The sequence below is a fragment of the Streptomyces lienomycini genome, from assembly GCF_027947595.1.
Lineage (GTDB): Bacteria > Actinomycetota > Actinomycetes > Streptomycetales > Streptomycetaceae > Streptomyces > Streptomyces lienomycini.
On the sequence record NZ_CP116257.1, the window covers coordinates 1,759,484 to 1,783,083 of the forward strand.

Here is a 23,600-nt window from a genome sequence, read left to right on the forward strand (position 1 = left end):
TCCACCCCACCGGACCACCCGGCTAACCTCCTAGCACCACCCTTACGCAGCAGGAGACACGAGAACCATGGCCAACGCACCGGTCCAGCGCATGTCGAAGTTGATGGCGAAGACGCTGCGCGACGACCCGGCGGACGCCGAAGTCCTCAGCCACAAGCTGCTGGTCCGCGCCGGCTACGTGCGCCGCACCGCCGCCGGCCTGTGGAGCTGGCTGCCGCTCGGCAAGAAGGTCCTCGGCAACATCGAGCGCATCGTCCGCGAGGAGATGGACGCCATCGGCGCCCAGGAGGTCCAGCTCCCCGCCCTGCTGCCGCGCGAGCCGTACGAGGCGACGGGCCGCTGGCAGGAGTACGGCCCCGAACTCTTCCGCCTCCAGGACCGCAAGGGCGGCGACTACCTCCTCGGTCCCACCCACGAGGAGATCTTCACCCTCCTCGTCAAGGACCAGGCATCGTCCTACAAGGACCTGCCGGTCATCCTCTACCAGATCCAGAACAAGTACCGCGACGAGGCCCGCCCCCGGGCCGGCATCCTGCGCGGCCGCGAGTTCCTCATGAAGGACTCCTACTCCTTCGACGTCGCCGACGAGGGCCTCGCCGAGTCCTACGCCCTGCACCGCGCCGCCTACCAGCGCATCTTCGAGCGCCTCGGCCTCGACTACCGCATCGTCGCGGCCACCGCCGGCGCCATGGGCGGCTCCAAGTCCGAAGAGTTCCTGGCCCCCGCCGAGGCAGGCGAGGACACCTTCGCCGACTGCCCGAACTGCGACTACGCCGCCAACACCGAGGCGATCACCCACGCCCTCACGCCAGTGGACGCGACCGGCGTCCCGGCCGCCGAGGACATCCCCACCCCCGACACCCCCACCATCGAGACCCTGGCCGCCTCCCTCGGCGTCGAAGCCTCCGCCACCCTCAAGAACCTCCTCGTCAAGGTGGACGGCGAGATCGTCGCCGTCGGCGTCCCCGGCGACCGCGAGGTCGACCTGGACAAGGTCGAGGCACACTTCGCCCCCGCCGCCGTCGAACTGGTCACCGCCGAGGACTTCGTCGGCCGCCCCGACCTGGTCCGCGGCTACGTCGGCCCGCAGGGCCTCGGCGACAAGGTCAAGTACATCGCCGACCCCCGCGTCGCCCCCGGCACCGCGTGGATCACGGGCGCCAACAAGGCCGACACCCACGCCAAGAACGTCGTGGCGGGCCGCGACTTCGAGGTGGACACCTACGTCGACGTCGTGGTCGTCCGGGAGGGCGACCCCTGCCCCAACTGCGGCACCGGCCTCAAGCTTGACCGTGCCATCGAGATCGGCCACATCTTCCAGCTGGGCCGCAAGTACGCCGACGCCCTCAAGCTCGACGTCCTCGCCCAGAACGGCAAGCCGGCCCGCGTCACCATGGGCTCCTACGGCATCGGCGTCTCCCGCGCGGTGGCCGCCCTCGCCGAGCAGCACGCCGACGACAAGGGCCTCGTCTGGTCCAAGGAGGTCGCCCCGGCCGACGTCCACGTCGTCGCCGCCGGCAAGGCCCTCCAGACCGAGCTGGCCCTGGAGGTCTCCGACAAGCTGGCCGCCGCCGGCGTCCGCGTCCTCGTGGACGACCGGGCCGGCGTCTCCCCGGGCGTCAAGTTCACCGACGCCGAACTCATCGGCGTCCCCCAGATCCTCGTCGCCGGCCGCCGCTCCGCCGAGGGCGTCGTGGAACTGAAGGACCGCCGCACGGGGGAGCGCGAAGAGGTCACGGTAGAGGAGGCCCTCACCCGCCTCACCAACTGACCTCCCCCCGGGCGGGCCCCGTACGGCGTGCCCCGGCGTGAGCCCGGTCAGTGGGTCCGGCGTTGCGGGGCGCCGCTGCGCCCACCCGTGCCGCCCTGGGGGCACCTCCCAGGCCGTTCAGGCACTGGGGGAGGCACGACCGCCCGCAACTAGGACGGCGCGAAGCGGCACCGCAGGCCGGGCGGCGGTCAGCCGCGTACGGCGCGAAGCGACTCCGAAGAGGAGTCGACGGAGAGCCGCGTACGGCGGGAAGCGCCCCCGAAGAGGAGTCGCCGGAGAGCCGCGTACGGCGGGAAGCGCCCCCGAAGAGGAGTCGCCGGAAAGCCGCGTACGGCGCGAGGCGGCACCGGAGAGGGGCGAGGGTCAGCCGCGTACGGCGGGAAGGGGACGGGTCGGGGGGTGTCCGCCCGCAGCGGTTGGCGCGTCAACGCCACCCGCTTCTGTGGCCGACCGATTCCGCGCCGTTCCGAGGACGGACACCCCCCGTCCCGGCCCCGACCCCCCACCCAGCCCAAGGCGCTCCCCGCACCCCCACCGAACCCGCACCAGGCGCCGCAGGCATCACGCGCACCCCCACCCGCACAGCCGCCGCAGGCCCCCCCCCGCACCACCAGTCACAACCAGCCCGCGAACTCCAACAACAGCTCCGCGTCCTGCTCCCGCCCCACCCGCCGAGCCCGCACCCCCGACTCCACGGCACGGAACAGCGTCCACCCCCGCAGCCGCTCCCGGTTGACCTCCAGCGACTCCGCGAGCCGCTTGATCCGCCGCCGCGTCGTGGAGGCCCCCGACGGCTGCGCGATCAGATCCTCCACCCGGTCCCGCACCAGCCGCGCCAGATCGAAGGCGCTCTCCCCGACCACCGGATCGGGCCCCACCGCCAACCACGGCATCCGGTCCCCGGCGAGCACCTTGCTCTGCCGGAACGTCCCGTGCAGCAGCCGCTCCTCCGGCGGCGCGGCCAACAGCTCCTCGCGAACCGCGAGCGCCGCGTCGACCAGCGGCGCCACCTCGGAATCGGCGACCGCGCCCGCCCGCATGGCCTCCGCCTGCCGCCCGGTCCGCTCGGCCACGGTCTCGAAGGAATGGGAGGCCGGCGGCTCCACCCACAGCCGCCGCAGCGTCCCCGCCGCCTCCAGCAACGCCTTCGCCTCCGGCAGCGACCGCACCGACACGTCCGGATGCAGCCGCTCCAACAGCAGCACACCCTCCTCGCCGGCCTCCTCGCGCACCTGCACGGCACCCAGCCCGCCCCAGTGGACCAGCGCGGCCCGCTCGCTCTCCGGGCGTGCCCGGCGCGGGGCCAGCTTCAGCACCGCGGGCGCTCCGTCGGCCGTCCGCACCAGCACCACCAGGCTGCTGCGCCCGCCGGGCACCTGCACCCGCTCCACGGTCAACTCGCGCAGCGCGACGGCCCGCTCCGCCGCTCCGGGCAGCCTCGCCAGCCAGTCGTCACCGTCCGGTGCCGTCTCACCGAGGGCCTTGATCAGACGCCGCGGCGGTTCGAAAGCCATACGCGAGCCGTTCCCTTCCCGTACGGACAGCCGTACGTGTTACGCAGTCGGAGTCGGGCCCGAACCCCGCGAGGGCGAGGCGCCGGCACGCTCCGCGAGCCCCGGGAAGGCTACGCTCCCGCCCCGCCAGCGCACCGCACGGACCGCGGCCTCACGGAGCGCCCCCGCCGCGTCGGCCCGCGCGGCGCCCTCGGCGGCCCGCACCAGGTCGGAGCAGACCCCGGCCACCCGGTCCTCCAGTTCGGCCGCCAACCGCACCGCGGCCGCCGAGTCCGGGACGGAGAAGGGCAGCGCGTACCCCGCCGCCGCAGCGACCGGCTCGCCGCCCAGGTCGCGCACCTCGCGCGCCAGCGCGTCCCGCCGCGCCCGGTGCGCGTCGTACGCCGTCCGTGCCTCGGTGCGCCGTTCCTCGTCGACGCGCCCGCCGACGACCCCGTAGCCGTACACGGCCGCGTGCTCCGCCGCCAACGCCGCCTGGAGGGCGTCCAGCCGCCCGTCCTCCGCCTTGCTCACCCGTCATCCTCCGTCAGCAGAAACACGTGGGCCGCCCCGGCCGCCGCCACCGAGGCCAGCAACCGCGCCGACTCGCCCGACACACCGAGCAGCTCCTTGGCCCGCCGGTCGGCCACGTCCCGCTCGGCACCGGCGAGCAGGGCGAGGGCACCCTTCCGATCCCCAGGCACGGCACCGGAGTCACCGGAGTCACCGGAGTCACCGGATTCCCCGGTCCCGTTCCCCGGCCCGGCGGCCCGCGCGGAGACAGAGGCCGACACCGAGGGCGAGGCGGCCCGCGCGGCGCCGAACGCGTCCGCGTGCCGTACGACCTCCTCCCGCAGCGGCCGCAGCCGCTCGGCCAGTCCGGGATGCGCGGCCATCACCGCCGCGTACCGCTCGGCCAGTTGCTCGCTGTCCCGGGCCGCACGCGCGCGTGCCCGGTCGTCGGCCGACGGATCGGCCCCGGAGTCACCGGAGCCCGAACCGCCGGTGCAGCCCACGAGCAGGGCGGCCCCGGCCGCCGACGCGAGCAGGCTCCTTCTGCGCGGCCCTCGGGGCGGGCGCGGCAAGGGGGAAAGCGACACGGCAGACGTCCTCGACAGGCTCGTACGGAAGCGACGGCAAAGCGACGGCGGAGCGACGGGCGACGCGGCGGGAACCCGCGGTGCGGCCTGCCCGTGATCACGGTACCCGTGCCCGGCCCGGGCACCACTCATCGGCACCGCCGGACCGGGGTGGACCGCAACACCCCCCGCGACCGGATACCCTTTGACCAGACACGCGCACCGTCCCACAACAGCACACGCGGCCGAGGAGTCACCCGGATGAGCACCACCCAGAGCGAGAGGCTGCGAGAGCTGCTGGAGCCGCTCGTCGCCTCCCAGGGACTGGACCTCGAAGAGCTCGCGGTGGACTCGGTCGGCCGCAGGCGCGTGCTGCGCGTGGTCGTCGACTCCGACACCGGCGCGGACCTGGACCGGATCGCCGATGTGAGCCGCGCGCTCTCGGCGAAGCTCGACGAGAGCGACGCGATGGGCGAGGCCGAGTACACCCTCGAGGTCGGCACCCCGGGCGCGGAGCGCTCCCTCAGCGAACACCGTCACTACGTGCGCGCGACGGACCGCCTGGTGCGGTTCCAGCTGCACGAGGGCGGCGAACTCGTCGCCCGCATCCTCGGCGTGGACGAGGACGGACTCGACCTCGAGGTACCGGGGGTCAAGGGCCGCAAGGCCACCACGCGCAGAGTCTCCTTCGGCGACATCGACAAGGCACGCGTCCAGGTCGAGTTCAACCGCAAGGACCCCAAGGACAGCGACACCAAGAGCGACACCAAGAGCGACAACAAGACGGAAGAGGAGGAGGCGTAGCCGTGGACATCGACATGAGCGCCCTGCGGGGCTTGGTCCGGGAGAAGGAGATCTCCTTCGACCTGCTGGTCGGGGCGATCGAGTCGGCCCTCCTCATCGCCTACCACCGCACCGAGGGAAGCCGCCGGCACGCGCGCGTGGAGCTCGACCGGAACACCGGGCATGTGACCGTGTGGGCGAAGGAGGACCCCGACGACCTCGAGGAGGGCCAGGCGGCCCGCGAGTTCGACGACACCCCGTCCGACTTCGGCCGCATCGCCGCCACCACCGCCAAGCAGGTCATCCTGCAGCGGCTGCGCGACGCCGAGGACGACGCCACGCTCGGCGAGTACGCCGGCCGTGAGGGCGACATCGTCACCGGCGTGGTGCAGCAGGGCCGCGACCCGAAGAACGTGCTGGTCGACATCGGCAAGCTGGAGGCCATCCTGCCGGTGCAGGAGCAGGTCCCCGGGGAGACCTACCCGCACGGCACGCGCCTGCGCTCGTACGTCGTCCGGGTGGCCAAGGGCGTACGCGGCCCCTCCGTGACGCTCTCCCGCACCCACCCGAACCTGGTGAAGAAGCTGTTCGCCCTCGAGGTGCCGGAGATCGCCGACGGGTCCGTGGAGATCTCCGCGATCGCCCGCGAGGCCGGCCACCGCACCAAGATCGCGGTGCGCTCCACCCGCTCGGGCCTGAACGCCAAGGGTGCCTGCATCGGCCCCATGGGCGGCCGGGTGCGCAACGTGATGGGCGAGCTGAACGGCGAGAAGATCGACATCGTCGACTGGTCGGACGACCCGGCCGAGATGGTGGCGAACGCGCTCTCCCCGGCCCGCGTCTCCAAGGTGGAGGTCGTGGACCTGGCGGCCCGCTCCGCGCGCGTGATCGTGCCCGACTACCAGCTGTCGCTGGCCATCGGCAAGGAGGGGCAGAACGCCCGGCTCGCGGCCCGGCTGACCGGCTGGCGGATCGACATCCGCCCGGACACCGAGCAGCCGGAGTCGGACGACCGGCCGGCGAACCGGCCGTCGAACCAGCCGTCGGAGCGTCCGTCCGGCGGCCGCGGGGAATAGATCCAAGCCGCACGCCGCTGAGATCACGACAGCTTTGTGTGCGGCACGTGTTCGATTCTTACCCCGAAGGGGTGAGGTCGGTCCGGGGAGGTAGACTTAGAAGTGTCTGGCCGGACACGTACCCGAGCATGCCCCGAGCGCACCTGCGTGGGGTGCCGGGAGCGAGCGGTCAAGAGCGAGCTGCTGCGCACCGTGGCGGTCGAGGGTCATTGCACCCCTGATCCACGCGGTACGCTGCCCGGCCGGGGTGCGTACGTACACCCCGCACCGGTCTGTGTCGACCAGGCGGTGCGCCGCAAGGCGTTCCCCCGGGCGCTCCGCGTCCCGGGTCCGCTCGACGTAAAGGCGTTGCGCCACTACGTCGAGCAGGCACAAGGTTGCGACAAGGCTGCTGAAAGCAGCATGTGAGCAACGTGGTAAGGAAGACATGCCGCGCGGAACCCCGCACGGCCTGGTACCTCGCGAGTCGAAAGCAGGTCGAGATTGCGATGAGCACTCGATGAGTACGCGATGAGTACGCCCATGAACTAGCGACGGTCCGGACGCAACCCGGACCTCAGAGGAGCGAAGTGGCTAAGGTCCGGGTCTACGAACTCGCCAAGGAGTTCGGCGTCGAGAGCAAGGTCGTCATGGCCAAGCTCCAGGAACTCGGTGAATTCGTCCGTTCGGCGTCTTCGACCATCGAAGCGCCCGTAGTACGCAAGCTGACAGACGCCTTCCAGCAGGGCGGCGGCAACGGCCGGTCCGCCGGCCGCCCCGCGGCCCCGAAGAAGGCTGCCCCCAGGCCGTCGGCGCCGTCCCCGGCGCAGGCGGCCCGCCCGGCTGCGCCCCGTCCGGGTCCCGCGGCTCCGGCGGCTCCCAAGCCTCCGGCCGCCCAGGAGCCCGCGGCCCCGTCGGCCCCCGCGCCGCCCCCTCCCAGGGCTCGCGTCCGACGCCGGGCCCCAAGCCCGCGCCGCGTCCGGCCCCGGCCGCACCGGAGTTCACCGCTCCGCCGGCGGCTCCCGCGGCTCCGGCCGCTCCGTCCACTCCGGCCCCGGCTCAGTCCGGCCCGAAGCCCGGCGGCGCGCGTCCCGGTGCCCCCAAGCCCGGTGGTGCCCGTCCGTCCGGTCCGGGTCAGGACCGCGGCCAGCAGGGCGGCCAGGGCCAGGGTGGCCAGGGCCGTCCGGGCGGCCAGCGCCCCGGCGCCCCGGGCCAGCGTCCCGGCGGTCGTCCCGGCGGTCCGCGTCCGGGCAACAACCCCTTCACCTCCGGCGGCAACGCCGGCATGGCACGTCCGCAGGCGCCCCGTCCGCAGGGCGGTCCCCGTCCCGGCGGTCCCGGTGCTCCCGGCGGCGGTCCCCGTCCGCAGGGTCCCGGCGGCCAGGGCGGCGGTCCCCGTCCCCAGGCTCCGGGCGGCAACCGCCCGACCCCGGGCGCGATGCCGCGTCCGCAGGGCGGCGGCGCAGGCCCCCGCCCCGGCGGCGGTCCGCGTCCGAACCCCGGCATGATGCCGCAGCGTCCCGCTGCCGGCCCGCGTCCCGGCCCCGGTGGCGGCGGTCGCGGTCCCGGCGGTGCCGGTCGTCCCGGCGGCGGCGGTCGTCCCGGCGGCGGCGGCTTCGCCGGTCGTCCCGGCGGCGGTGGCGGCGGCGGTCGTCCCGGTGGCGGCGGCGGTTTCGCCGGTCGTCCCGGTGGCGGTGGCTTCGGTGGCGGCGGTGGCCGTCCCGGCTTCGGCGGTCGTCCCGGTGGTCCGGGTGGCCGCGGTGGCACGCAGGGCGCCTTCGGTCGTCCCGGCGGTCCCGCGCGTCGCGGTCGCAAGTCGAAGCGGCAGAGGCGCCAGGAGTACGAGGCCATGCAGGCCCCGTCGGTCGGCGGCGTGATGCTGCCCCGCGGCAGCGGCGAGACCATTCGCCTGTCGCGCGGTGCGTCGCTCACCGACTTCGCCGAGAAGATCAACGCCAACCCGGCGTCGCTCGTCGCGGTCATGATGAACCTCGGCGAGATGGTCACCGCGACCCAGTCCGTCTCCGACGAGACGCTCCACCTCCTCGCCGGCGAGATGAACTACACGGTTCAGATCGTCAGCCCGGAGGAGGAGGACCGCGAGCTGCTCGAGTCCTTCGACCTGGAGTTCGGCGAGGACGAGGGCTCCGAGGAGGACCTGGTCGTCCGTCCGCCGGTCGTGACCGTCATGGGTCACGTCGACCACGGAAAGACCCGACTGCTCGACGCCATCCGCAAGACGAACGTCATCGCGGGCGAGGCCGGCGGCATCACCCAGCACATCGGTGCCTACCAGGTCGCGACCGAGGTCAACGAAGAGGATCGCAAGATCACCTTCATCGACACCCCGGGTCACGAGGCGTTCACCGCCATGCGTGCCCGCGGTGCGCGGTCGACCGACATCGCGATCCTGGTCGTCGCGGCCAACGACGGCGTCATGCCGCAGACGGTCGAGGCGCTCAACCACGCCAAGGCCGCCGAGGTCCCGATCGTCGTCGCGGTCAACAAGATCGACGTCGAGGGCGCCGACCCGACCAAGGTGCGCGGTCAGCTGACCGAGTACGGCCTGGTGGCCGAGGAGTACGGCGGCGACACCATGTTCGTCGACATCTCCGCCAAGCAGGGTCTCAACATCGACTCCCTGCTGGAGGCCGTGGTCCTCACCGCGGACGCCTCGCTCGACCTGCGGGCCAACCCGAACCAGGACGCGCAGGGCATCTCGATCGAGTCCCGTCTCGACCGCGGCCGCGGTGCCGTGGCGACGGTCCTCGTGCAGCGAGGCACCCTGCGGGTCGGCGACACGATGGTGGTGGGCGACGCCTACGGCCGCGTCCGCGCCATGCTCGACGACAACGGCAACAACGTCGCCGAGGCCGGTCCGTCGACGCCGGTCCAGGTCCTGGGCCTGACCAACGTCCCGGGCGCCGGTGACAACTTCATCGTGGTCGAGGAGGACCGTACGGCCCGCCAGATCGCGGAGAAGCGCGCCGCCCGCGAGCGCAACGCCGCGTTCGCCAAGCGCACGCGCCGCGTGTCGCTGGAGGACCTGGACAAGGTGCTGAAGGCCGGCGAGGTCCAGCAGCTCAACCTGATCATCAAGGGCGACGCGTCCGGATCGGTCGAGGCGCTGGAATCCTCCCTGCTCCAGCTGGACGTCGGCGAAGAGGTCGACATCCGCGTCCTGCACCGCGGCGTCGGTGCGGTCACGGAGTCCGACATCGACCTGGCGATGGGCTCCGACGCCATCGTGATCGGCTTCAACGTGCGCGCCGCCGGGCGTGCCGCGCAGATGGCCGAGCGCGAGGGTGTGGACGTCCGGTACTACTCGGTCATCTACCAGGCGATCGAGGAGATCGAGGCGGCCCTCAAGGGCATGCTCAAGCCGGAGTACGAAGAGGTCGAGCTGGGCACGGCGGAGATCCGCGAGGTCTTCCGCTCCTCCAAGCTGGGCAACATCGCGGGTGTTCTCATCCGCTCCGGCGAGGTCAAGCGCAACACCAAGGCGCGTCTGCTGCGCGATGGCAAGGTCATCGCGGAGAACCTCAACATCGAGGGTCTGCGTCGCTTCAAGGACGACGTCACCGAGATCCGCGAAGGCTTCGAGGGCGGTATCAACCTCGGAAACTTCAACGACATCAAGGTCGACGACGTCATCGCGACGTACGAGATGCGCGAGAAGCCGCGGGTGTAAGTACCGCGACTTCCGGGAGTGACCGGTCCGGGGCCGGTCGGCGGAGCACAATATCCGTCGATCGGCCCCGGCCGTTCGTTGTACGGTTCAGATGTCCCCGCCCGTGAACGGCGGGGCCATCGATCCCGGACCGGCGGGTGAACCGGTTGCACATGTATGTGGGGACGCTGTCCTTCGACCTCCTCCTCGGCGACGTACATTCGCTGAAGGAGAAGCGCTCCGTCGTCCGCCCGATCGTCGCCGAACTCCAGCGGAAATACGCGGTGAGCGCGGCGGAGGTGGAGCACATGAACCTCCACCGCCGGGCGGTCGTCGGCCTGGCCGTGGTGTCCGGCGACGCGGGCCACCTCAGCGACGTGCTCGACCGGTGCGAACGGCTGGTGGCCGGCCGCCCCGAGGTGGAGCTGCTGTCCGTCAGACGGCGCCTCCACGGCGACGACGACTGACACGACGACTGAGACGACGACTGACCAGATCGGGCAAGAGACCGGATCAGGCATAGAGAACAAGGAACGGGAGACGGACCAGTGGCCGACAACGCGCGGGCGAAAAGGCTGGCGGACCTCATCCGAGAGGTGGTGGCCCAGAAGCTGCAGCGCGGGATCAAGGACCCGCGGCTCGGCTCGCACGTCACCATCACGGACACCCGGGTCACGGGCGACCTGCGGGAGGCGACCGTCTTCTACACGGTCTACGGGGACGACGAGGAGCGCAAGGCCGCCTCCGCGGGCCTGGAGAGCGCCAAGGGCATCCTGCGCTCCGAGGTCGGCAAGGCGGCGGGCGTGAAGTTCACGCCGACCCTGACCTTCGTCATGGACGCCCTGCCGGACACCGCCCGCAACATCGAGGACCTCCTCGACAAGGCGCGGCAGTCCGACGAGAAGGTGCGCGAGGCGTCCGCGGGCGCCGCGTACGCGGGCGAGGCGGACCCGTACCGCAAGCCGGACGAGGACGACACCGAGGCCGACGAGACGGACGACACCGCTAAATGAGCGAGAAGCACACCACGCCCGACGGCCTTGTCATCGTCGACAAGCCGTCGGGCTTCACCTCGCACGACGTCGTCGCCAAGATGCGGGGCATCGCCCGCACCCGGCGCGTCGGGCACGCCGGCACGCTCGACCCGATGGCGACGGGCGTCCTGGTCCTCGGTGTGGAGAGGGCGACCAAGCTCCTCGGGCACCTCGCCCTCACCGAGAAGGAGTACCTGGGCACCATCAGGCTCGGGCAGACGACGCTGACCGACGACGCCGAGGGCGAGATCACGGGGTCGCGGGACGCCTCGAAGGTCACCCGGGAAGCGATCGACGCCGGCGTCGCCAAGCTCAGCGGCGCCATCATGCAGGTGCCGTCCAAGGTCAGCGCCATCAAGATCAAGGGCGTGCGCTCCTACAAGCGGGCACGCGAGGGCGAGGAGTTCGAGATCCCCGCCCGCCCCGTCACCGTCTCCTCCTTCGCGGTGTACGACGTCCGGGACGCCGTCGCCGACGACGGCACCCCGGTGCTCGACCTGGTGGTCTCGGTGACCTGCTCCTCCGGCACCTACATCCGGGCCCTGGCCCGCGACCTGGGCGCCGACCTCGGCGTCGGCGGGCACCTCACGGCGCTGCGCCGCACCCGCGTCGGCCCGTACAAGCTGGACGGCGCCCGGACGCTGGACCAACTCCAGGGGGACCTCACCGTCATGCCCGTCGCGGACGCGGCCGGCGCGGCCTTCCCGCGCTGGGACGTGGACACCAAGCGGGCCCGGCTGCTCACCAACGGCGTGCGGCTGGAGATGCCCGAGCAGTACGCGGGCGCCGGTGCCGTGGCCGTCTTCGACCCCGAGGGACGCCTCCTCGCGCTCGTGGAGGAGCACAGGGGCAAGGCGAAGAGCCTGGCCGTCTTCGGCTGAGCCGACGCGCCGTCACGTCCGCCCGTGGAGCGGCGATCACGGGGACTACCACTGTCGCCGCTCCACGGTCCCCCCTCGGTTCCCCCACCACCTAGGGTGTATCCAACCCACCCCTTCTGTTCACCCGTCCGGGCAGGCGCTCGGAGTGAACCGGGGGAGTGGAAGGGGGCGCGTTCGCCAGGGACTCTGTCCTGCTGATCATCACCCGCCTACCGTCGGAGACACGGCACGGGTGCAGGGCGGGGAGGTTCGACGATGGCGTCGCGGAACCGGTCCGGGGAGGCGGGCGGCAGGGCGGGGCAGCGACCCGGGGACGACTCCCGGGAAGCGCGCGGTGGACCGGGAGAGCGGGACACCGGTCCGCAGGAGTATGCGCCCGACGACGCCCTGATCGGCTTCCACGACCTCGCCGGTCGCCCCCGCGGCACCGGGTTCGTCGCCGACCACCACGGCACGGTGCTCACCAGCCACGAAGCGGTCGACGGCCTGTCCCGGCTGGTCCTGCGCACCGCCGGGGACCGCCGTCGCGTCGTGGCCGCCGCCGACGTGACCCCCCTGCCGGACCTCGGTCTGGCCCTCGTACGCACCGAGGGCCTCGGCGTCGAGCCGCTGCCCCTCACCACCCGGGACCGCGTCGAGGCCGGCACCTACGTCCGCATCGCCGCCGGCGGCTGGCGCGAGGCCAGGGTCCTGGGCAGCACGGACGTCACCTACACCGCGACCGACCGCTTCCATCTCCTCGGCGGCGCCCTGGAGCTGGCCGTCGGCACGTCCGGGCGGGACGCGTTGCGGCTCGGCGGCGGTGCGGCCGGCGGGCCCGTGCTCGACGTCGCGACCGGCGCCGTCCTCGGCGTCCTCGGCACCGCCCTCAGCTCCGGACACAGCGACGTCGGCTTCGCCGTACCGCTGCGCCGCGCGGCCGTGGGCCCGCTCGCCGACCTCCTCGCCGAGAACGCGGCGACCGTCCCGGCGTACGGCGCCGACCTCAACCCGGCCGGTGTGCTCGCCCTCACGGCGACCTCGGTGGCGCAGGACGGACCGCCGGGAGCGTCGGCGGGCGGCGGGAGTGGCGGCGCGGGCGGGGACCGGAGCCCGGTCACGGGACTCGCCGCCGGGCGGTACGGGGGTGCGGAGCACGGCCTCGGCGGCGGGCGGGACGGCTGCCCCGACCGTGCCGAGCCGGTCGAACGGGTCGAGGTGACCCGCCGGTTCGCCGCCTTCACCGCGAGCCGCGCCAGTGTGCTGGGCCTCGTCGGAGCGCCGGGCACCGGCCGTACGACCGAGCTGACGGCGCTCACCGCCCGCCGCTCCCGGGGCACCCGGCCGGCGCCCACGCTGTGGCTGCGCGGCGCCGACCTCCACGACGACGACAGGTCGCTGGCCGACGCGGCACGGCGGACCCTGGCCCGGGCCGCGCGCATCGTGGCCGCCTCGGACCGCTCCCGCCCCGCCGGACTCGGCGACATCACCCCCGAGCGGCTGGCCCGCCTCGCCCGCAGCGCAGGACGTCCCCTCCTGCTCCTCCTCGACAGTCCCGAAGAGATGCCGCCCCTCCTGGCCCACCGCCTGCCCGAGTGGACCGAGGGCACCGCGGCCTGGCTCCGGGAGACGGGCGCCCGGCTGGTGGTGGCCTGCCGTGCCGAGTACTGGGAGCACGCGGGAGCGGAGTTCCCGCGTGAGCTGCTGTACGGCACGGCACCCGAGGAACGCCCCTCCTTGCCGGCCGCCGCGTGGGCACCGCCCGGGCCCGGGAAGGCGACGCCCCCGAAGGCCCCGGACGCGTCCCGTCGGCGAACCGTCGACACGGGGCGGACGAGGCCGCCCCGGGCCGACACCGCACCGCCGACCGACGACCCCGGCACCCAAGCGCGGCCACCGGGACAGACACCCGCGGCACCACGCCGGCCGGCGGCGGACTTCCGGCACGGCGCGGGAGCGCCCGCCCGTCACCCGGGATCTGCGGACCCGGTGCCGGGAGCGGGTGGCGCGGAGCGCGTGCGGCCCGGGGGAGAGGGGCCGTGGTCAGCGGGTTGGGTGGGGCCCGTGTACGGGGTGGGGGCGCCGGCCCCCGGGCCGGAGGTCGCGGGCCCGGGATCCGGAGCGGGTGGCGCGGGTGGCGCGGAGTACGCGATGCCCGGGGGAGAAGGGGCGTGGTGGTCGGTTCGCGCCGGGACCGCTCACGGACCGGCGGCCCCCTCAGGGTCGGACGCCGACGGGCTGGTGCCCGTACCGGCCGGGGCGTCGGTCGACGCGCCCGCCGGACCGTGGTCACGGACGACGATCACCTTGTGGGGGCCGTACGGCGCCCCCGCCCCCCAGGGCACCGCCCCCGGCCCCCCGCCCTGTGTCCGGCTCGGTGACCTGGCCGACGCCGAGGCCCGTCAGGCGCGTGCGCGGTACCGCGTACCCGACGGTGCCCTGGCGGACCGGGACGCTCGCCACCCCCTCACCCTCCGCCTGCTCTCGGAGGTGTACGCCGCCCTCCCCGGCGCCCCGCCCCCCGTGCCCGTCGACCGTGACGCGGTCTTCACGGCCTACCTGGACCTGATGTGCCTGCGCGTCGCCACCCGGCTGGCCCGGGAGAACGGCGTGCACGGCAGCGGCGTGAGGCGCCTCGCGGCGAAGGTCTCCGGGCAGGTCCACGAGGCGGCCCGGCGCAGTCTCGGCCCCGGGCAGGGCGGCCTGGACCGGGAGTCCTTCGAGGCGCTGTTCCCGTGGGGCCCGGCCCCGGCCCGGCTCGGCGGCGGCAGCGGCTGGGCGCCCGCCGTACTCACCGAGGGCCTCCTCGTACCCGCGGGCGACGGGTACCGCTTCGCGCACGAGGAACTCGCCGACTGGATCCAGGGCACCCACCTCGACCTGGACGAGGCGCTGCGCGCCCTGGTCCACCGCCGTGACACCCCGCACGACACGCACACCCTCCCCGTGCCCCACCACCGCATCGGCCCCGTCGTCGAGGCCCTGCTGCTCCTGGCACGGCAACGCGGCACCCCCCAACTGGCGCTGACGCTGGAAGAGCTGGTGGGAGCCCTCGACACCGACCCGCACTCCTGGTGGGCCGCCCGGCTGCTCACCGGGGTACTGACCCGGGTGCCCGACGCGACGCCCTACACGGAGGTGCTGCGGCTGCTCGCCGACGGCATCGCGGAACGGCGGGGCGAGGGGCAGCCCGCGGCGCGGTCGTTCGGGCCCGACTTCGGGCCCGGCTTCTGGACGGCGCTGCGGCTGCCCCGGCCCATCCGCCTGGACCTGCTGCGCCGCCTCGTCCTCGCCGACGGCCCGCCGCACGAGCCCGGCCCCCGCCACCTCGACACCGTCGCCGCACTGCTCACCGCCGACCCCGCGGCCGTACAGCCGCTCCTCGTGCGCTGGTTCGACGACGAGCGGCCCCTGCCCGCCACCCCGCACGCCACCGTGGCCACGGCAGCCCAGGCGCTGCTGCACACCCACCGCCACCGCGGCCTGGACGGCCTCACCGAAGTACTCGTCGACAGCACGCACCGGCGGGCCGACGAACTGCTCGCCGTCCTGGCCGAGGAGGAGCCGTCGGCGCTCTGCCGGGCGGTGGAGCGGTGGGCCCGCGAAGAGCACCCGGCGCGGCAGGCGGCGGCGGTCGCCCACGGCCTGCGCACCGCCCCGCACGCGCGTACCGCCGCCGACCGCACCCTCCTGCGCCATGCCGCCCTGGTGCTGCTGGCGGGCCCCTCGGACAGCACCCTGCGCGGCGGCGCGCTGGCCGTGCTGATCCAGGACCCGGGCAGCCGCGACCGTCACCTCCCCAGGGCGCTCGACCACTTCGCCGCCGGTGACCCGCACCTTCCACCGGGTGCCGTGGCCGCCGCCCTGCCGACACACCCCGAGCCCGTCCTCGAGGCATTCCGGGCCCGGCTGCTCGGCCCGGACGCCGGGGAGGCGCTGCGCAGCCTCGCCGACGCCACCACACCCGCGCTGGCCCGGCCGGTGGCCGCCCTCGTCGGGCGGACCGCGGCGGAGCGCCCCGAGACCGCCGGGCACCTGGCCGCCTACGCCGACCGGCGCCTCGACCGCGACCCCGCACCCCGCGCCGTACTCCTCCCCCTGATCACCGCCCTGCTGGACGACGGCCCCGAACCGGTACGGGCCGCGCTCGCCGGGGTCCTCGCCGCCGACGGGCCCACGGGAAGCGCCCCGCTCCGCCGTGAACTGCGCGAACACCTCCTCGCCCACGAGCACGAACCCGCCGTCCTGGACGCGCTGCTGCACGCGGCAGCGGCCTGCGACGGCGAGGAACAGCGCGCCCTCGTCCACCGCACCGGCCTGCTCCTCGCCCGCACCCCGGACGGCGCCACCCGTCTCGACCGTGCTCTGGTCGACCTGGCCCGCCATGTTCCGGGCTTCGCCACCCGCCTGACCGGCTGGCTCACCGACGCGCCCCAGGACTGGGACGTACTGGTGGGCCCCAGCGCACGCCGTACGATCGAGCACCTGGCGGGCGTCCGCGTCCCCGCGTGAACCGGCCCCGGCCCCGACTCCGACCCGGAACCCGACCCCGCCACGACCCCGGCCCGCCCCGGCCCGCGTGCACCCGGTCACAGCACCGATACCGATGCGGGCGGGAGCCGGACGGCATGGCACCCTTAGACCTGCGTAAGGGTCACCACGGAAACCATGGAAACCACGGAAGCACCGAGGAGCGGACACAGTGCAGCGCTGGCGTGGCTTGGAGGACATCCCCGAGGACTGGGGACGCAGCGTCGTCACCATCGGCTCCTACGACGGTGTCCACCGCGGACACCAGCTGATCATCAAGCACGCCGTGGACCGCGCCCGCGAGCTGGGCGTCCCCGCCGTCGTCGTCACCTTCGACCCGCACCCCAGCGAGGTCGTCCGCCCCGGCAGCCACCCGCCGCTGCTCGCCCCGCACCACCGCCGGGCCGAACTGATGGCGGACCTCGGCGTGGACGCGGTGCTGATCCTCCCGTTCACCAAGGAGTTCTCCAAGCTCTCCGCGGCCGACTTCGTGGTCAAGGTCCTCGTCGACCGGCTGCGCGCCAAGGCCGTCGTCGAGGGCCCCAACTTCCGCTTCGGCCACAAGGCCGCCGGGAACGTCGACTTCCTCGTCGAGCAGGGCAAGGTCTACGACTTCGAGGTCGAGGTCGTCGACCTGTACGTCACCGGAGAGGCGGGCGGCGGCGAGCCGTTCTCCTCCACCCTGACCCGCCGCCTGGTCGCCGAGGGCGACGTGTCCGGCGCCGCCGAGATCCTGGGCCGCCCGCACCGTGTGGAGGGCGTCGTCGTGCGCGGCGCCCAGCGCGGCCGGGAGATGGGCTTCCCCACGGCCAACGTCGAGACGCTGCCGCACACCGCGATTCCGGCCGACGGCGTCTACGCCGGCCGGCTGCACGCCCAGGGCGAGGCGATGCCGGCCGCGATCTCCGTCGGCACCAACCCGCAGTTCGAGGGCACCGAGCGCACGGTCGAGGCGTACGCCATCGACCGCGTCGGCCTCGACCTGTACGGCCTGCACGTCGCCGTGGACTTCGTCGCCTTCGTCCGCGGACAGGCGAAGTTCGAGACGCTGGACGCGCTGCTCGCGCAGATGGCCCAGGACGTCGACAAGTGCCGCGAGATCGTCGCGGCGGACCTCGGCCGGGACTGACCCGGCGGACCTCGGCCGGGACTGACCCGGCGGACCTCAGCCGGGACTGACCGCCCGCGGCGCCGACCGGGCCCAGTGGCAGGCGACCTGGGACTCGCCGCTCCCGTCGAGGATCCCGGGATCGCGGCCCCGGCAGGCGTCCGCGACGCCCGCCCGCTCGGCCTTGCCACCGCCCAGGACCTGGCACCGCACATGGAAGCGGCAGCCGCCGGGGATGTCGGAGGGGTCGGGAGGCTCGCCGCTGAGCACGACCGGGATACCGGGCGCCTCCGGCAGCACGGACAGCAGGGCCTGGGTGTAGGGGTGCCGGGGCGCCGTCAGCACCTGCTCCACGGCGCCCGTCTCGACGATCCGGCCGAGGTACATCACCGCGACCCGGTCGGCGATGTTCCAGGCCAGACCGAGGTCGTGGGTCACCACCAGCGCCGACAGGCCCAGCTCGGCGCGCAGCCGCAGCAGCAGCGCGAGGATCTCGCCGCGCACCGACGCGTCGAGGGACGCCACCGGTTCGTCGGCGACGAGGAGTTCCGGACTCAGCACCAGCGCGCCCGCGATGACGACCCGCTGGCGCTGGCCGCCGGACAGCTCGTGCGGGTAGCGCAGGAAGAAGCGCTCCGGAGGCCGCAGCCCGGCCCGCGACAGAGCCTCGGCGACCGCCGTCCGCTCGTTCCCCGCCCGACCGTGGATACGCAGGCCCTCGGCGACGATGTCGTACACCGTGTGCCGCGGGTTCAGCGAGCCGCTCGGGTCCTGGAGGACCAACTGGGCCCGCCTGCGGTACGCCTTCAGGGCGCGGGAGGAGTAGGCGAGCGGGGCACCGTCGAAGGTGACGCGTCCCCCGGACGGCTCGACCAGGCCCAGCAGCGAACGGGCGAGAGTCGTCTTCCCGCAGCCCGACTCGCCGACCAGGGCGACGATCTCGCCGCGTCGGATGTCGAGATCGACCCCGTCCACCGCCCGTGCCGCGGACGCCCCGCGCCTGCCGGGGAAGGTGACGCGCAACCCCTGGACGCTCAGCAGCGGCGACGTGACGTCGGGCGTGGGATCGGGAATGGCGCCGTGGGTGCTGCGGGGCGTGCTGCCGGTCATGGGGTCCTGCTCCTCACTCCGTCGTCCTGCGCCGACGCGGTACCGCCGGACGTGCCCTCGGCCGGCGTTTCGCCGCCCACCGCCCGGACACCGCCGTCCGGCCCCACGCGCACGCACGCCGCCCGTCGCCGCGTGCCCGCGTCCCGCAGCGCCTGGTCCTCGGTGGCGCAGACGTCCAGGGCGACCGGGCAGCGCGGATGGAACGCGCACCCGGACGGCACCGCCGCCGGGTCGGGCGGATCGCCGGGCAGCCCGCGCGGTGCGAACCGCGAGGCCGGGTCCCCGATCCTCGGGAACGCCCCCGACAGCGCCCGGCCGTACGGGTGCCGGGCGTCGTCGTAGACCTGCCGGGCCGGGCCCTCCTCGACCACCCGGCCCGCGTACATCACCGCGAGCCGGTCGCAGGTGCCGGCCAGCACGGCCAGGTCGTGGCTGATCATGATCAGGCCGACGTCCTGCTCGCACACCAACCCCTCGATCAGCCGGAGGATCTGCGCCTGGATCATCACGTCGAGCGCCGTGGTCGGCTCGTCTGCGACGATCAGCCGCGGGTCGCAGGCCAGCGCCATCGCGATCATCACCCGCTGCCGCTGGCCGCCGGACAGCTCGTGCGGGTAGGCGCTCGCCCGCGCGGCCGGCAGACCGACCTGCTCCAGCAGCTCACCGGTCCTCGCGCGCGCACCGGCCGGTGTGGCCCCGCGGTGCAGCAGGATCGGCTCGGCGATCTGGTCGCCGATGCGGTGGACGGCGTTCAGCGAGTGCATCGCGCCCTGGAAGACGATCGACGCCCCGGCCCAGCGCACCGCCCGCACCCGGCCCCACCTCATCGTCAGCACGTCCTCGCCGTCCAGCAGGATCTCCCCGCCGACCCGCGCACCCGGCGGCAGCAGCCGCAGCAGCGCCAGCGCCAGGGTGGACTTGCCGCAGCCGGACTCGCCCGCGATGCCGAGCTTCCCGCCCGCCTCCACGGTGAGGTCGACCCCGCGCACGGCGGCCGCGCCGCCCGGATACGTCACCTTCAGGTCCCGGACCTCGAGCAGACTCAACGGGACACCCCCAGCCTCGGATTGAGAACGGCCTCCACCGCACGCCCGCACAGCGTGAACGCCAGCGCCACCACCGCGATCCCGATGCCCGGCGGCACCAGGTACCACCAGTCACCGGAACTCACCGAGCCCGCCTCCCGCGCGTCCTGCAGCAGCCCGCCCCAGGACACGACCCCCGGGTCACCGAGCCCGAGGAAGGCCAGCGTCGCCTCGGCCAGGATCGCGGAGGAGATGATCAGCGTCGTCTGCGCCAGGATCAGCGGCATGACGTTCGGCAGCACGTGCCGGGACATGATGTGCCAGTGCCCGCCCCCGAGCGCCTTCGCGCGTTCGATGTACGGCCGCGACTCCACCGCCAGCGTCTGCGCCCGCACCAGCCGGGCCGTGGTGGGCCAGGTGGTCACACCGATCGCCAGCACGATCGTGCCGAGCGACCGGGACAGCACCGTCGCCAGCACGATCGCCAGCACCAGCGTCGGCATCACCAGGAACCAGTCCGTGATCCGCATCATCACCGTGGCGTACCAGCCGCGGAAGTGCCCGGCCGTGATCCCGATGAGCGCCCCGATCGTCACCGACAGCGCCGCCGCGAGCAGCCCGACGAGCAGCGAGACGCGCGAGCCCCAGATCAGCAGCCCCAGCAGGTTCCGCCCGAACTGGTCGGTGCCCAGCGGGAACCGGCCGCTCGGGCTCTCCAGCGGCTGTCCGGGCGCGTCGGTCACGTTGTCCACGTCGGAGCCGACGGTCAGCGGCGCGGTCAGCGCCACGAGCGCGAACAGCCCCAGCGCGGCCAGCCCGAGCACCCCCGCGCGGTGCCTGCGGTACTCCCTCCAGAAGCGGGCGACGGAGGCCCGGCGCCGCCGCCGGGCGAGAGCGCGAGGACTGACCGCCGGAGCCTTGGCCGGGGCGGCGTCGGACGCGGGCTCGGTGGTCTCGTCGCTCATCGGCCCACCCTCGGATCGAGCATCGGATACAGCAGGTCGGCGAGGGTGTTCATCAGGATCACCGCCGCGGCGAAGACGAAGAACAACCCCTGCACCAGCGGCAGATCGGGCACGCTCAGCGCCTGGTAGAACAGCCCGCCGAGCCCCGGCCAGGAGAACACCGTCTCGACGAGGATGACCCCCGCCACGGTCCGCCCCAGGTTGACGAAGACCAGCGTCACGGTCGGCAGCAGCGCGTTCGGCACGGCGTGACGGCGCCGCACGAGGTCGTCCCTGAGCCCCTTGGCCCGCGCCGTCGTCAGGTAGTCGCTGCCCATCTCGTCCAGCAGCGCCGACCGGGTGACCAGCAGCGTCTGCCCGTACTCCACGGCGACCAGCGTCACCACCGGCAGGACGAGATGGTGCGCCACGTCCAGCACGTGCGCGAAGCCCTCCTCGCGGCCCGACTCCATGCCCCCGGTCGGGAACAGACCCGGGATCGGGTCCACGCCCACCGACAGGACGATGATCAGCAGCAGCCCCAGCCAGAAGGACGGAATGGAGTAGAGCGTCAGCGCCAGACCGGTGTGGAACCGGTCACCGGGCCCGCCGTGCCGCCACGCCGACCGGGTGCCGAGGAAGGCACCCAGCGCCGTGTACAGCACGAAGGCCGTGCCGGTCAGCAGCAGCGTGTTCGGCAGCGCCTCGCTGATCTTGTCGATCACGGGCGCGTGGAACTGGTACGACGTGCCCAGGTCCCCGGTCAGCGCCTTGAGGCAGTAGTCCGTGAACTGCTGCCACATCGGCAGATCGAGACCGAAGTCACTGCGGTACGCGGCGAGTTGCTCGGCGGAGACCGGGCGGCCGCCGGTCATGAACTTCACCGGGTCGCCCGGGATCAGCCGGAACAGGAAGAAGCTGGTGACGAGGACGGCGAAGAGGGAGACGGCCGCCCCGGCCAGCTTCCCCGCCACGTACCGCGGATACGTGCCGCCGGAGCGCCTCCGCGGTGCCGTGGACGCGGGCTTCCCGGTCGCGGAGGCAGCCGCCGCACCGTTCGCCGAAGCGCCCGCAGGGCCGGTCTCGGCGCCGGTGGCGCTACTCACGCTCGTCGGCCGACGCCCGGCGGCGGACGGCGAAGAGCACCCCGAGGCCGACGAGGACGACGACGCCCGCGACGATCCCGATCACGGTGCCGGTCGACGACGAACCGCCCGAGGAGTCACCGGAGTCGGCGGGAACCGCCGACCACCAGCTCCAGTAGCCGTCCTGCCCGTAGATGTTGCCCGCGGCCGACGGCATCGTGGTGATCGACTCGATCTGGTCCGTGCGATAGGCCTCGACGGCGTTCGGATACGCCATGACGTTCATGTACCCGGTGTCGTACAGCCGGGACTCCATCCGCTTGACGATCTCCGCCCGCTTCCCGGCGTCGTACTCGCCCAACTGCCGGGCGTACAGCTCGTCGTACTGCTGGTCGCAGATGAAGTTGTCCGTGGCCCCGGTCTCCTTGGGCGTCGCCGGGAGCGCGTCGCAGGTGTGGATGGAGAGCACGAAGTCCGGGTCGGGGTTGACGGACCAGCCGTCGAAGGCGAGGTCGTACTCGCCGGCGAGCCAGGGATCGGACACGTTGTCCAGGCAGTCGAGGGTGATCGAGATACCGAGATCGCCCCACCACTCCTGGAGGTACTTGCCGACCGCCTTGTCGTTCGGGTCGGTGGCGTGGCACAGGACGCGGTAGTTCAGCGGCTTGCCGTCCTTGCCGACACGCTTGCCGTCGGCGTTCTTCCGGTACCCCGCCTCGTCGAGGAGCTTTCCGGCCCCCTCCGGGTCGTACGCCAGCTTCTGGTCGGCCGACGGCTCGAAGAAGTACGAGGAGAAGCGCGGCGGGATGTAGCCCGCCCCCTCGACCGCGTGGCCCTGGAACACCTTGTCGACGATCGCCTTGCGGTCCACCGCCATGAACAGCGCGTTGCGCACCCGCTGGTCCAGCAGGGACGGGTCGCCGTCACCGAACTTCGTGCCGTCCTTGGCCCGCGCCCCCGGGTTGGTGGCGAGGGCGTAGAAGCGGCGGCCGGGGGCGTCGTTGACGCGGATGTTCTCCTGGCCCTTGAGCGAGGCGGCCTGGGCCGGCGTCAGCGACGGCGACCCGGCGACGAACGACACCTCGCCCTTGCGCAGGGCGGCGACGGCGGCGTCCTGGTCCTTGTAGTAGCGGAAGACCAGCTCGTCGAACTTTGGTGCGCCGCGCCAGAAGTCCTTGTTGGCCTTCAGCCGCACATAGCTGTCCGGCTTGTAGTCGGTGAGCACGAACGGCCCGTTGCCGACCACGGGGAAGTCCTTGTCGTTGTTGAACTTCGAGAAGTCGTCGACCTTCTCCCAGACGTGCTTGGGCACGATCGGCACGTCCAGCGCGGTCATCGTGGCCTGCGGCTTCTTCAGCCGGATCACCAGCTCGGTCGGGCTGGGCGCGGTGACCTTCGCGAAGTTGCCGACGAAGCTGCCGTTGGCGGTGGCGGCGCCCGAGTCGGTCATCATCGTGTTGAACGTCCACGCCGCGTCCTCGGCGGTGGCCTGCTCGCCGTCCGACCACTTGGAGTCGGAACGGATCGTGTACGTCCAGGTCAGCTTGTCCGGCGACGACTTCCACTCGGTGGCCAGCCCCGGTATGACGTGGTTGTCCTTGGCGTCGTAGTTGGTCAGGTACTCGTACGTCAGCCGGTGGATGCTCGTACTGAGCAGCCGGACCGCCAGGAACGGGCTGAGCGAGTCGACGCTCTGCGCCACGGCGACGGTGAGCACCTTGTCGCCCCCGCCGCCCCCGTCCCCTCCGCCGCTCTCCTCGGCCGTGGCCGAGGGGGCCGCCACCCCCGACGCGAGGAGGAGTGCGGCGGCGCCCGCCGCGGCGAGGAACCGGAATCTCCTCGGGCGGGACGCGGTACGTGCTCTGCCGTGCTGATCGTGTGTGCTCATGACTACCTGACCTCGCGTCATCGCACGCGAGGAACGCGGAGCGCCCCCGCGTGAGGCGGGCTTGAACAGTGGCGAACGGACGTGACCGGGTGGCGCAGGGCGGAACGAAGTGTGTGTCTACCAGCGGCAGTCTGCGCGCGTCAACGGTCTGTCAAACCCCATGTG

17 protein-coding genes and 1 pseudogene are annotated in these 23,600 nt (G+C 73.4%); 10 read left to right on the plus strand and 8 right to left on the minus strand.

What is annotated here, in order from left to right:
• Nucleotides 1–67 precede the first annotated feature (67 nt).
• Nucleotides 68–1,771 (plus strand): proline--tRNA ligase, encoded by a 1,704-nt coding sequence (locus BJ961_RS08235; RefSeq protein WP_271320643.1) that lies wholly within the window; start codon nucleotides 68–70, stop codon nucleotides 1,769–1,771.
• Nucleotides 1,772–2,385: 614 nt separating this feature from the next.
• On the opposite strand, the gene BJ961_RS08240 is transcribed toward BJ961_RS08235, so the two are convergent.
• Genes BJ961_RS08240 through BJ961_RS08250 form a run of 3 tightly spaced genes read right to left on the minus strand, consistent with a single transcriptional unit; the run spans nucleotide 2,386 to nucleotide 4,364 of the window.
• Nucleotides 2,386–3,285 (minus strand): aminoglycoside phosphotransferase family protein, encoded by a 900-nt coding sequence (locus BJ961_RS08240; protein ID WP_271320644.1) that lies wholly within the window; start codon nucleotides 3,283–3,285, stop codon nucleotides 2,386–2,388.
• Nucleotides 3,286–3,324: 39 nt separating this feature from the next.
• Nucleotides 3,325–3,798, minus strand: a complete 474-nt coding sequence (locus BJ961_RS08245) for a ferritin-like domain-containing protein (RefSeq protein ID WP_271320645.1) — start codon at nucleotides 3,796–3,798, stop codon at nucleotides 3,325–3,327.
• The gene (locus BJ961_RS08250; RefSeq protein WP_271320646.1) at nucleotides 3,795–4,364 is read right to left on the minus strand and encodes a hypothetical protein; all 570 of its coding nucleotides are present in this window, start codon (nucleotides 4,362–4,364) and stop codon (nucleotides 3,795–3,797) included. The genes BJ961_RS08245 and BJ961_RS08250 overlap by 4 nt, the downstream gene beginning before the upstream one ends.
• Before the next feature lie 240 nt (nucleotides 4,365–4,604).
• On the opposite strand from BJ961_RS08250, the gene rimP reads away from it, so the two are divergent.
• The 9 genes and pseudogenes from rimP to BJ961_RS08305 all read left to right on the plus strand — a co-directional run bounded on the left by rimP (nucleotide 4,605) and on the right by BJ961_RS08305 (nucleotide 17,404).
• Entirely contained in the window at nucleotides 4,605–5,147 is a 543-nt protein-coding gene (rimP, locus tag BJ961_RS08255) for a ribosome maturation factor RimP (protein WP_271320647.1), read from the plus strand.
• Nucleotides 5,148–5,149: 2 nt separating this feature from the next.
• Complete coding sequence (gene nusA, locus BJ961_RS08260; protein ID WP_271320648.1) at nucleotides 5,150–6,202, plus strand: transcription termination factor NusA; 1,053 nt, start codon at nucleotides 5,150–5,152, stop codon at nucleotides 6,200–6,202.
• 102 nt (nucleotides 6,203–6,304) lie between these two features.
• Nucleotides 6,305–6,610 (plus strand): YlxR family protein, encoded by a 306-nt coding sequence (locus BJ961_RS08265; protein ID WP_271320649.1) that lies wholly within the window; start codon nucleotides 6,305–6,307, stop codon nucleotides 6,608–6,610.
• 161 nt (nucleotides 6,611–6,771) lie between these two features.
• Nucleotides 6,772–9,872 (plus strand): annotated as a pseudogene (infB, locus tag BJ961_RS35965) (translation initiation factor IF-2).
• A 152-nt stretch (nucleotides 9,873–10,024) separates the two neighbouring features.
• Nucleotides 10,025–10,318 (plus strand): DUF503 domain-containing protein, encoded by a 294-nt coding sequence (locus BJ961_RS08285; protein ID WP_064730112.1) that lies wholly within the window; start codon nucleotides 10,025–10,027, stop codon nucleotides 10,316–10,318.
• A gap of 81 nt (nucleotides 10,319–10,399) precedes the next feature.
• Nucleotides 10,400–10,864 carry a 30S ribosome-binding factor RbfA gene (rbfA, locus tag BJ961_RS08290; protein ID WP_271320652.1) on the plus strand — a complete coding sequence of 155 codons (465 nt, stop codon included), beginning with the start codon at nucleotides 10,400–10,402 and terminating at the stop codon, nucleotides 10,862–10,864.
• The gene (gene truB / locus BJ961_RS08295) at nucleotides 10,861–11,766 is read left to right on the plus strand and encodes a tRNA pseudouridine(55) synthase TruB (RefSeq protein ID WP_271320653.1); all 906 of its coding nucleotides are present in this window, start codon (nucleotides 10,861–10,863) and stop codon (nucleotides 11,764–11,766) included. Before rbfA ends, truB begins: the two co-directional genes overlap by 4 nt.
• 255 nt (nucleotides 11,767–12,021) lie before the next feature.
• The gene (locus BJ961_RS08300; protein WP_271320654.1) at nucleotides 12,022–16,257 is read left to right on the plus strand and encodes a trypsin-like peptidase domain-containing protein; all 4,236 of its coding nucleotides are present in this window, start codon (nucleotides 12,022–12,024) and stop codon (nucleotides 16,255–16,257) included.
• A 190-nt stretch (nucleotides 16,258–16,447) separates the two neighbouring features.
• Nucleotides 16,448–17,404 carry a bifunctional riboflavin kinase/FAD synthetase gene (locus BJ961_RS08305; protein WP_271320655.1) on the plus strand — a complete coding sequence of 319 codons (957 nt, stop codon included), beginning with the start codon at nucleotides 16,448–16,450 and terminating at the stop codon, nucleotides 17,402–17,404.
• A gap of 36 nt (nucleotides 17,405–17,440) precedes the next feature.
• Here BJ961_RS08305 and BJ961_RS08310 read toward each other — a convergent pair whose 3' ends face one another.
• The 5 genes from BJ961_RS08310 to BJ961_RS08330 are packed head-to-tail and all read right to left on the minus strand — an operon-like array spanning nucleotide 17,441 to nucleotide 23,435.
• Nucleotides 17,441–18,493, minus strand: a complete 1,053-nt coding sequence (locus tag BJ961_RS08310) for an ABC transporter ATP-binding protein (protein ID WP_271320656.1) — start codon at nucleotides 18,491–18,493, stop codon at nucleotides 17,441–17,443.
• Nucleotides 18,490–19,539, minus strand: coding sequence for an ABC transporter ATP-binding protein (locus BJ961_RS08315; RefSeq protein WP_271320657.1), 1,050 nt, complete (start codon nucleotides 19,537–19,539; stop codon nucleotides 18,490–18,492). The genes BJ961_RS08310 and BJ961_RS08315 overlap by 4 nt, the downstream gene beginning before the upstream one ends.
• Nucleotides 19,536–20,483, minus strand: a complete 948-nt coding sequence (locus BJ961_RS08320; protein ID WP_271320658.1) for an ABC transporter permease — start codon at nucleotides 20,481–20,483, stop codon at nucleotides 19,536–19,538. The genes BJ961_RS08315 and BJ961_RS08320 overlap by 4 nt, the downstream gene beginning before the upstream one ends.
• Nucleotides 20,480–21,568 carry an ABC transporter permease gene (locus tag BJ961_RS08325; protein ID WP_271320659.1) on the minus strand — a complete coding sequence of 363 codons (1,089 nt, stop codon included), beginning with the start codon at nucleotides 21,566–21,568 and terminating at the stop codon, nucleotides 20,480–20,482. Before BJ961_RS08325 ends, BJ961_RS08320 begins: the two co-directional genes overlap by 4 nt.
• Nucleotides 21,561–23,435 (minus strand): ABC transporter substrate-binding protein, encoded by a 1,875-nt coding sequence (locus BJ961_RS08330; protein WP_271320660.1) that lies wholly within the window; start codon nucleotides 23,433–23,435, stop codon nucleotides 21,561–21,563. Before BJ961_RS08330 ends, BJ961_RS08325 begins: the two co-directional genes overlap by 8 nt.
• Nucleotides 23,436–23,600 lie beyond the last annotated feature (165 nt).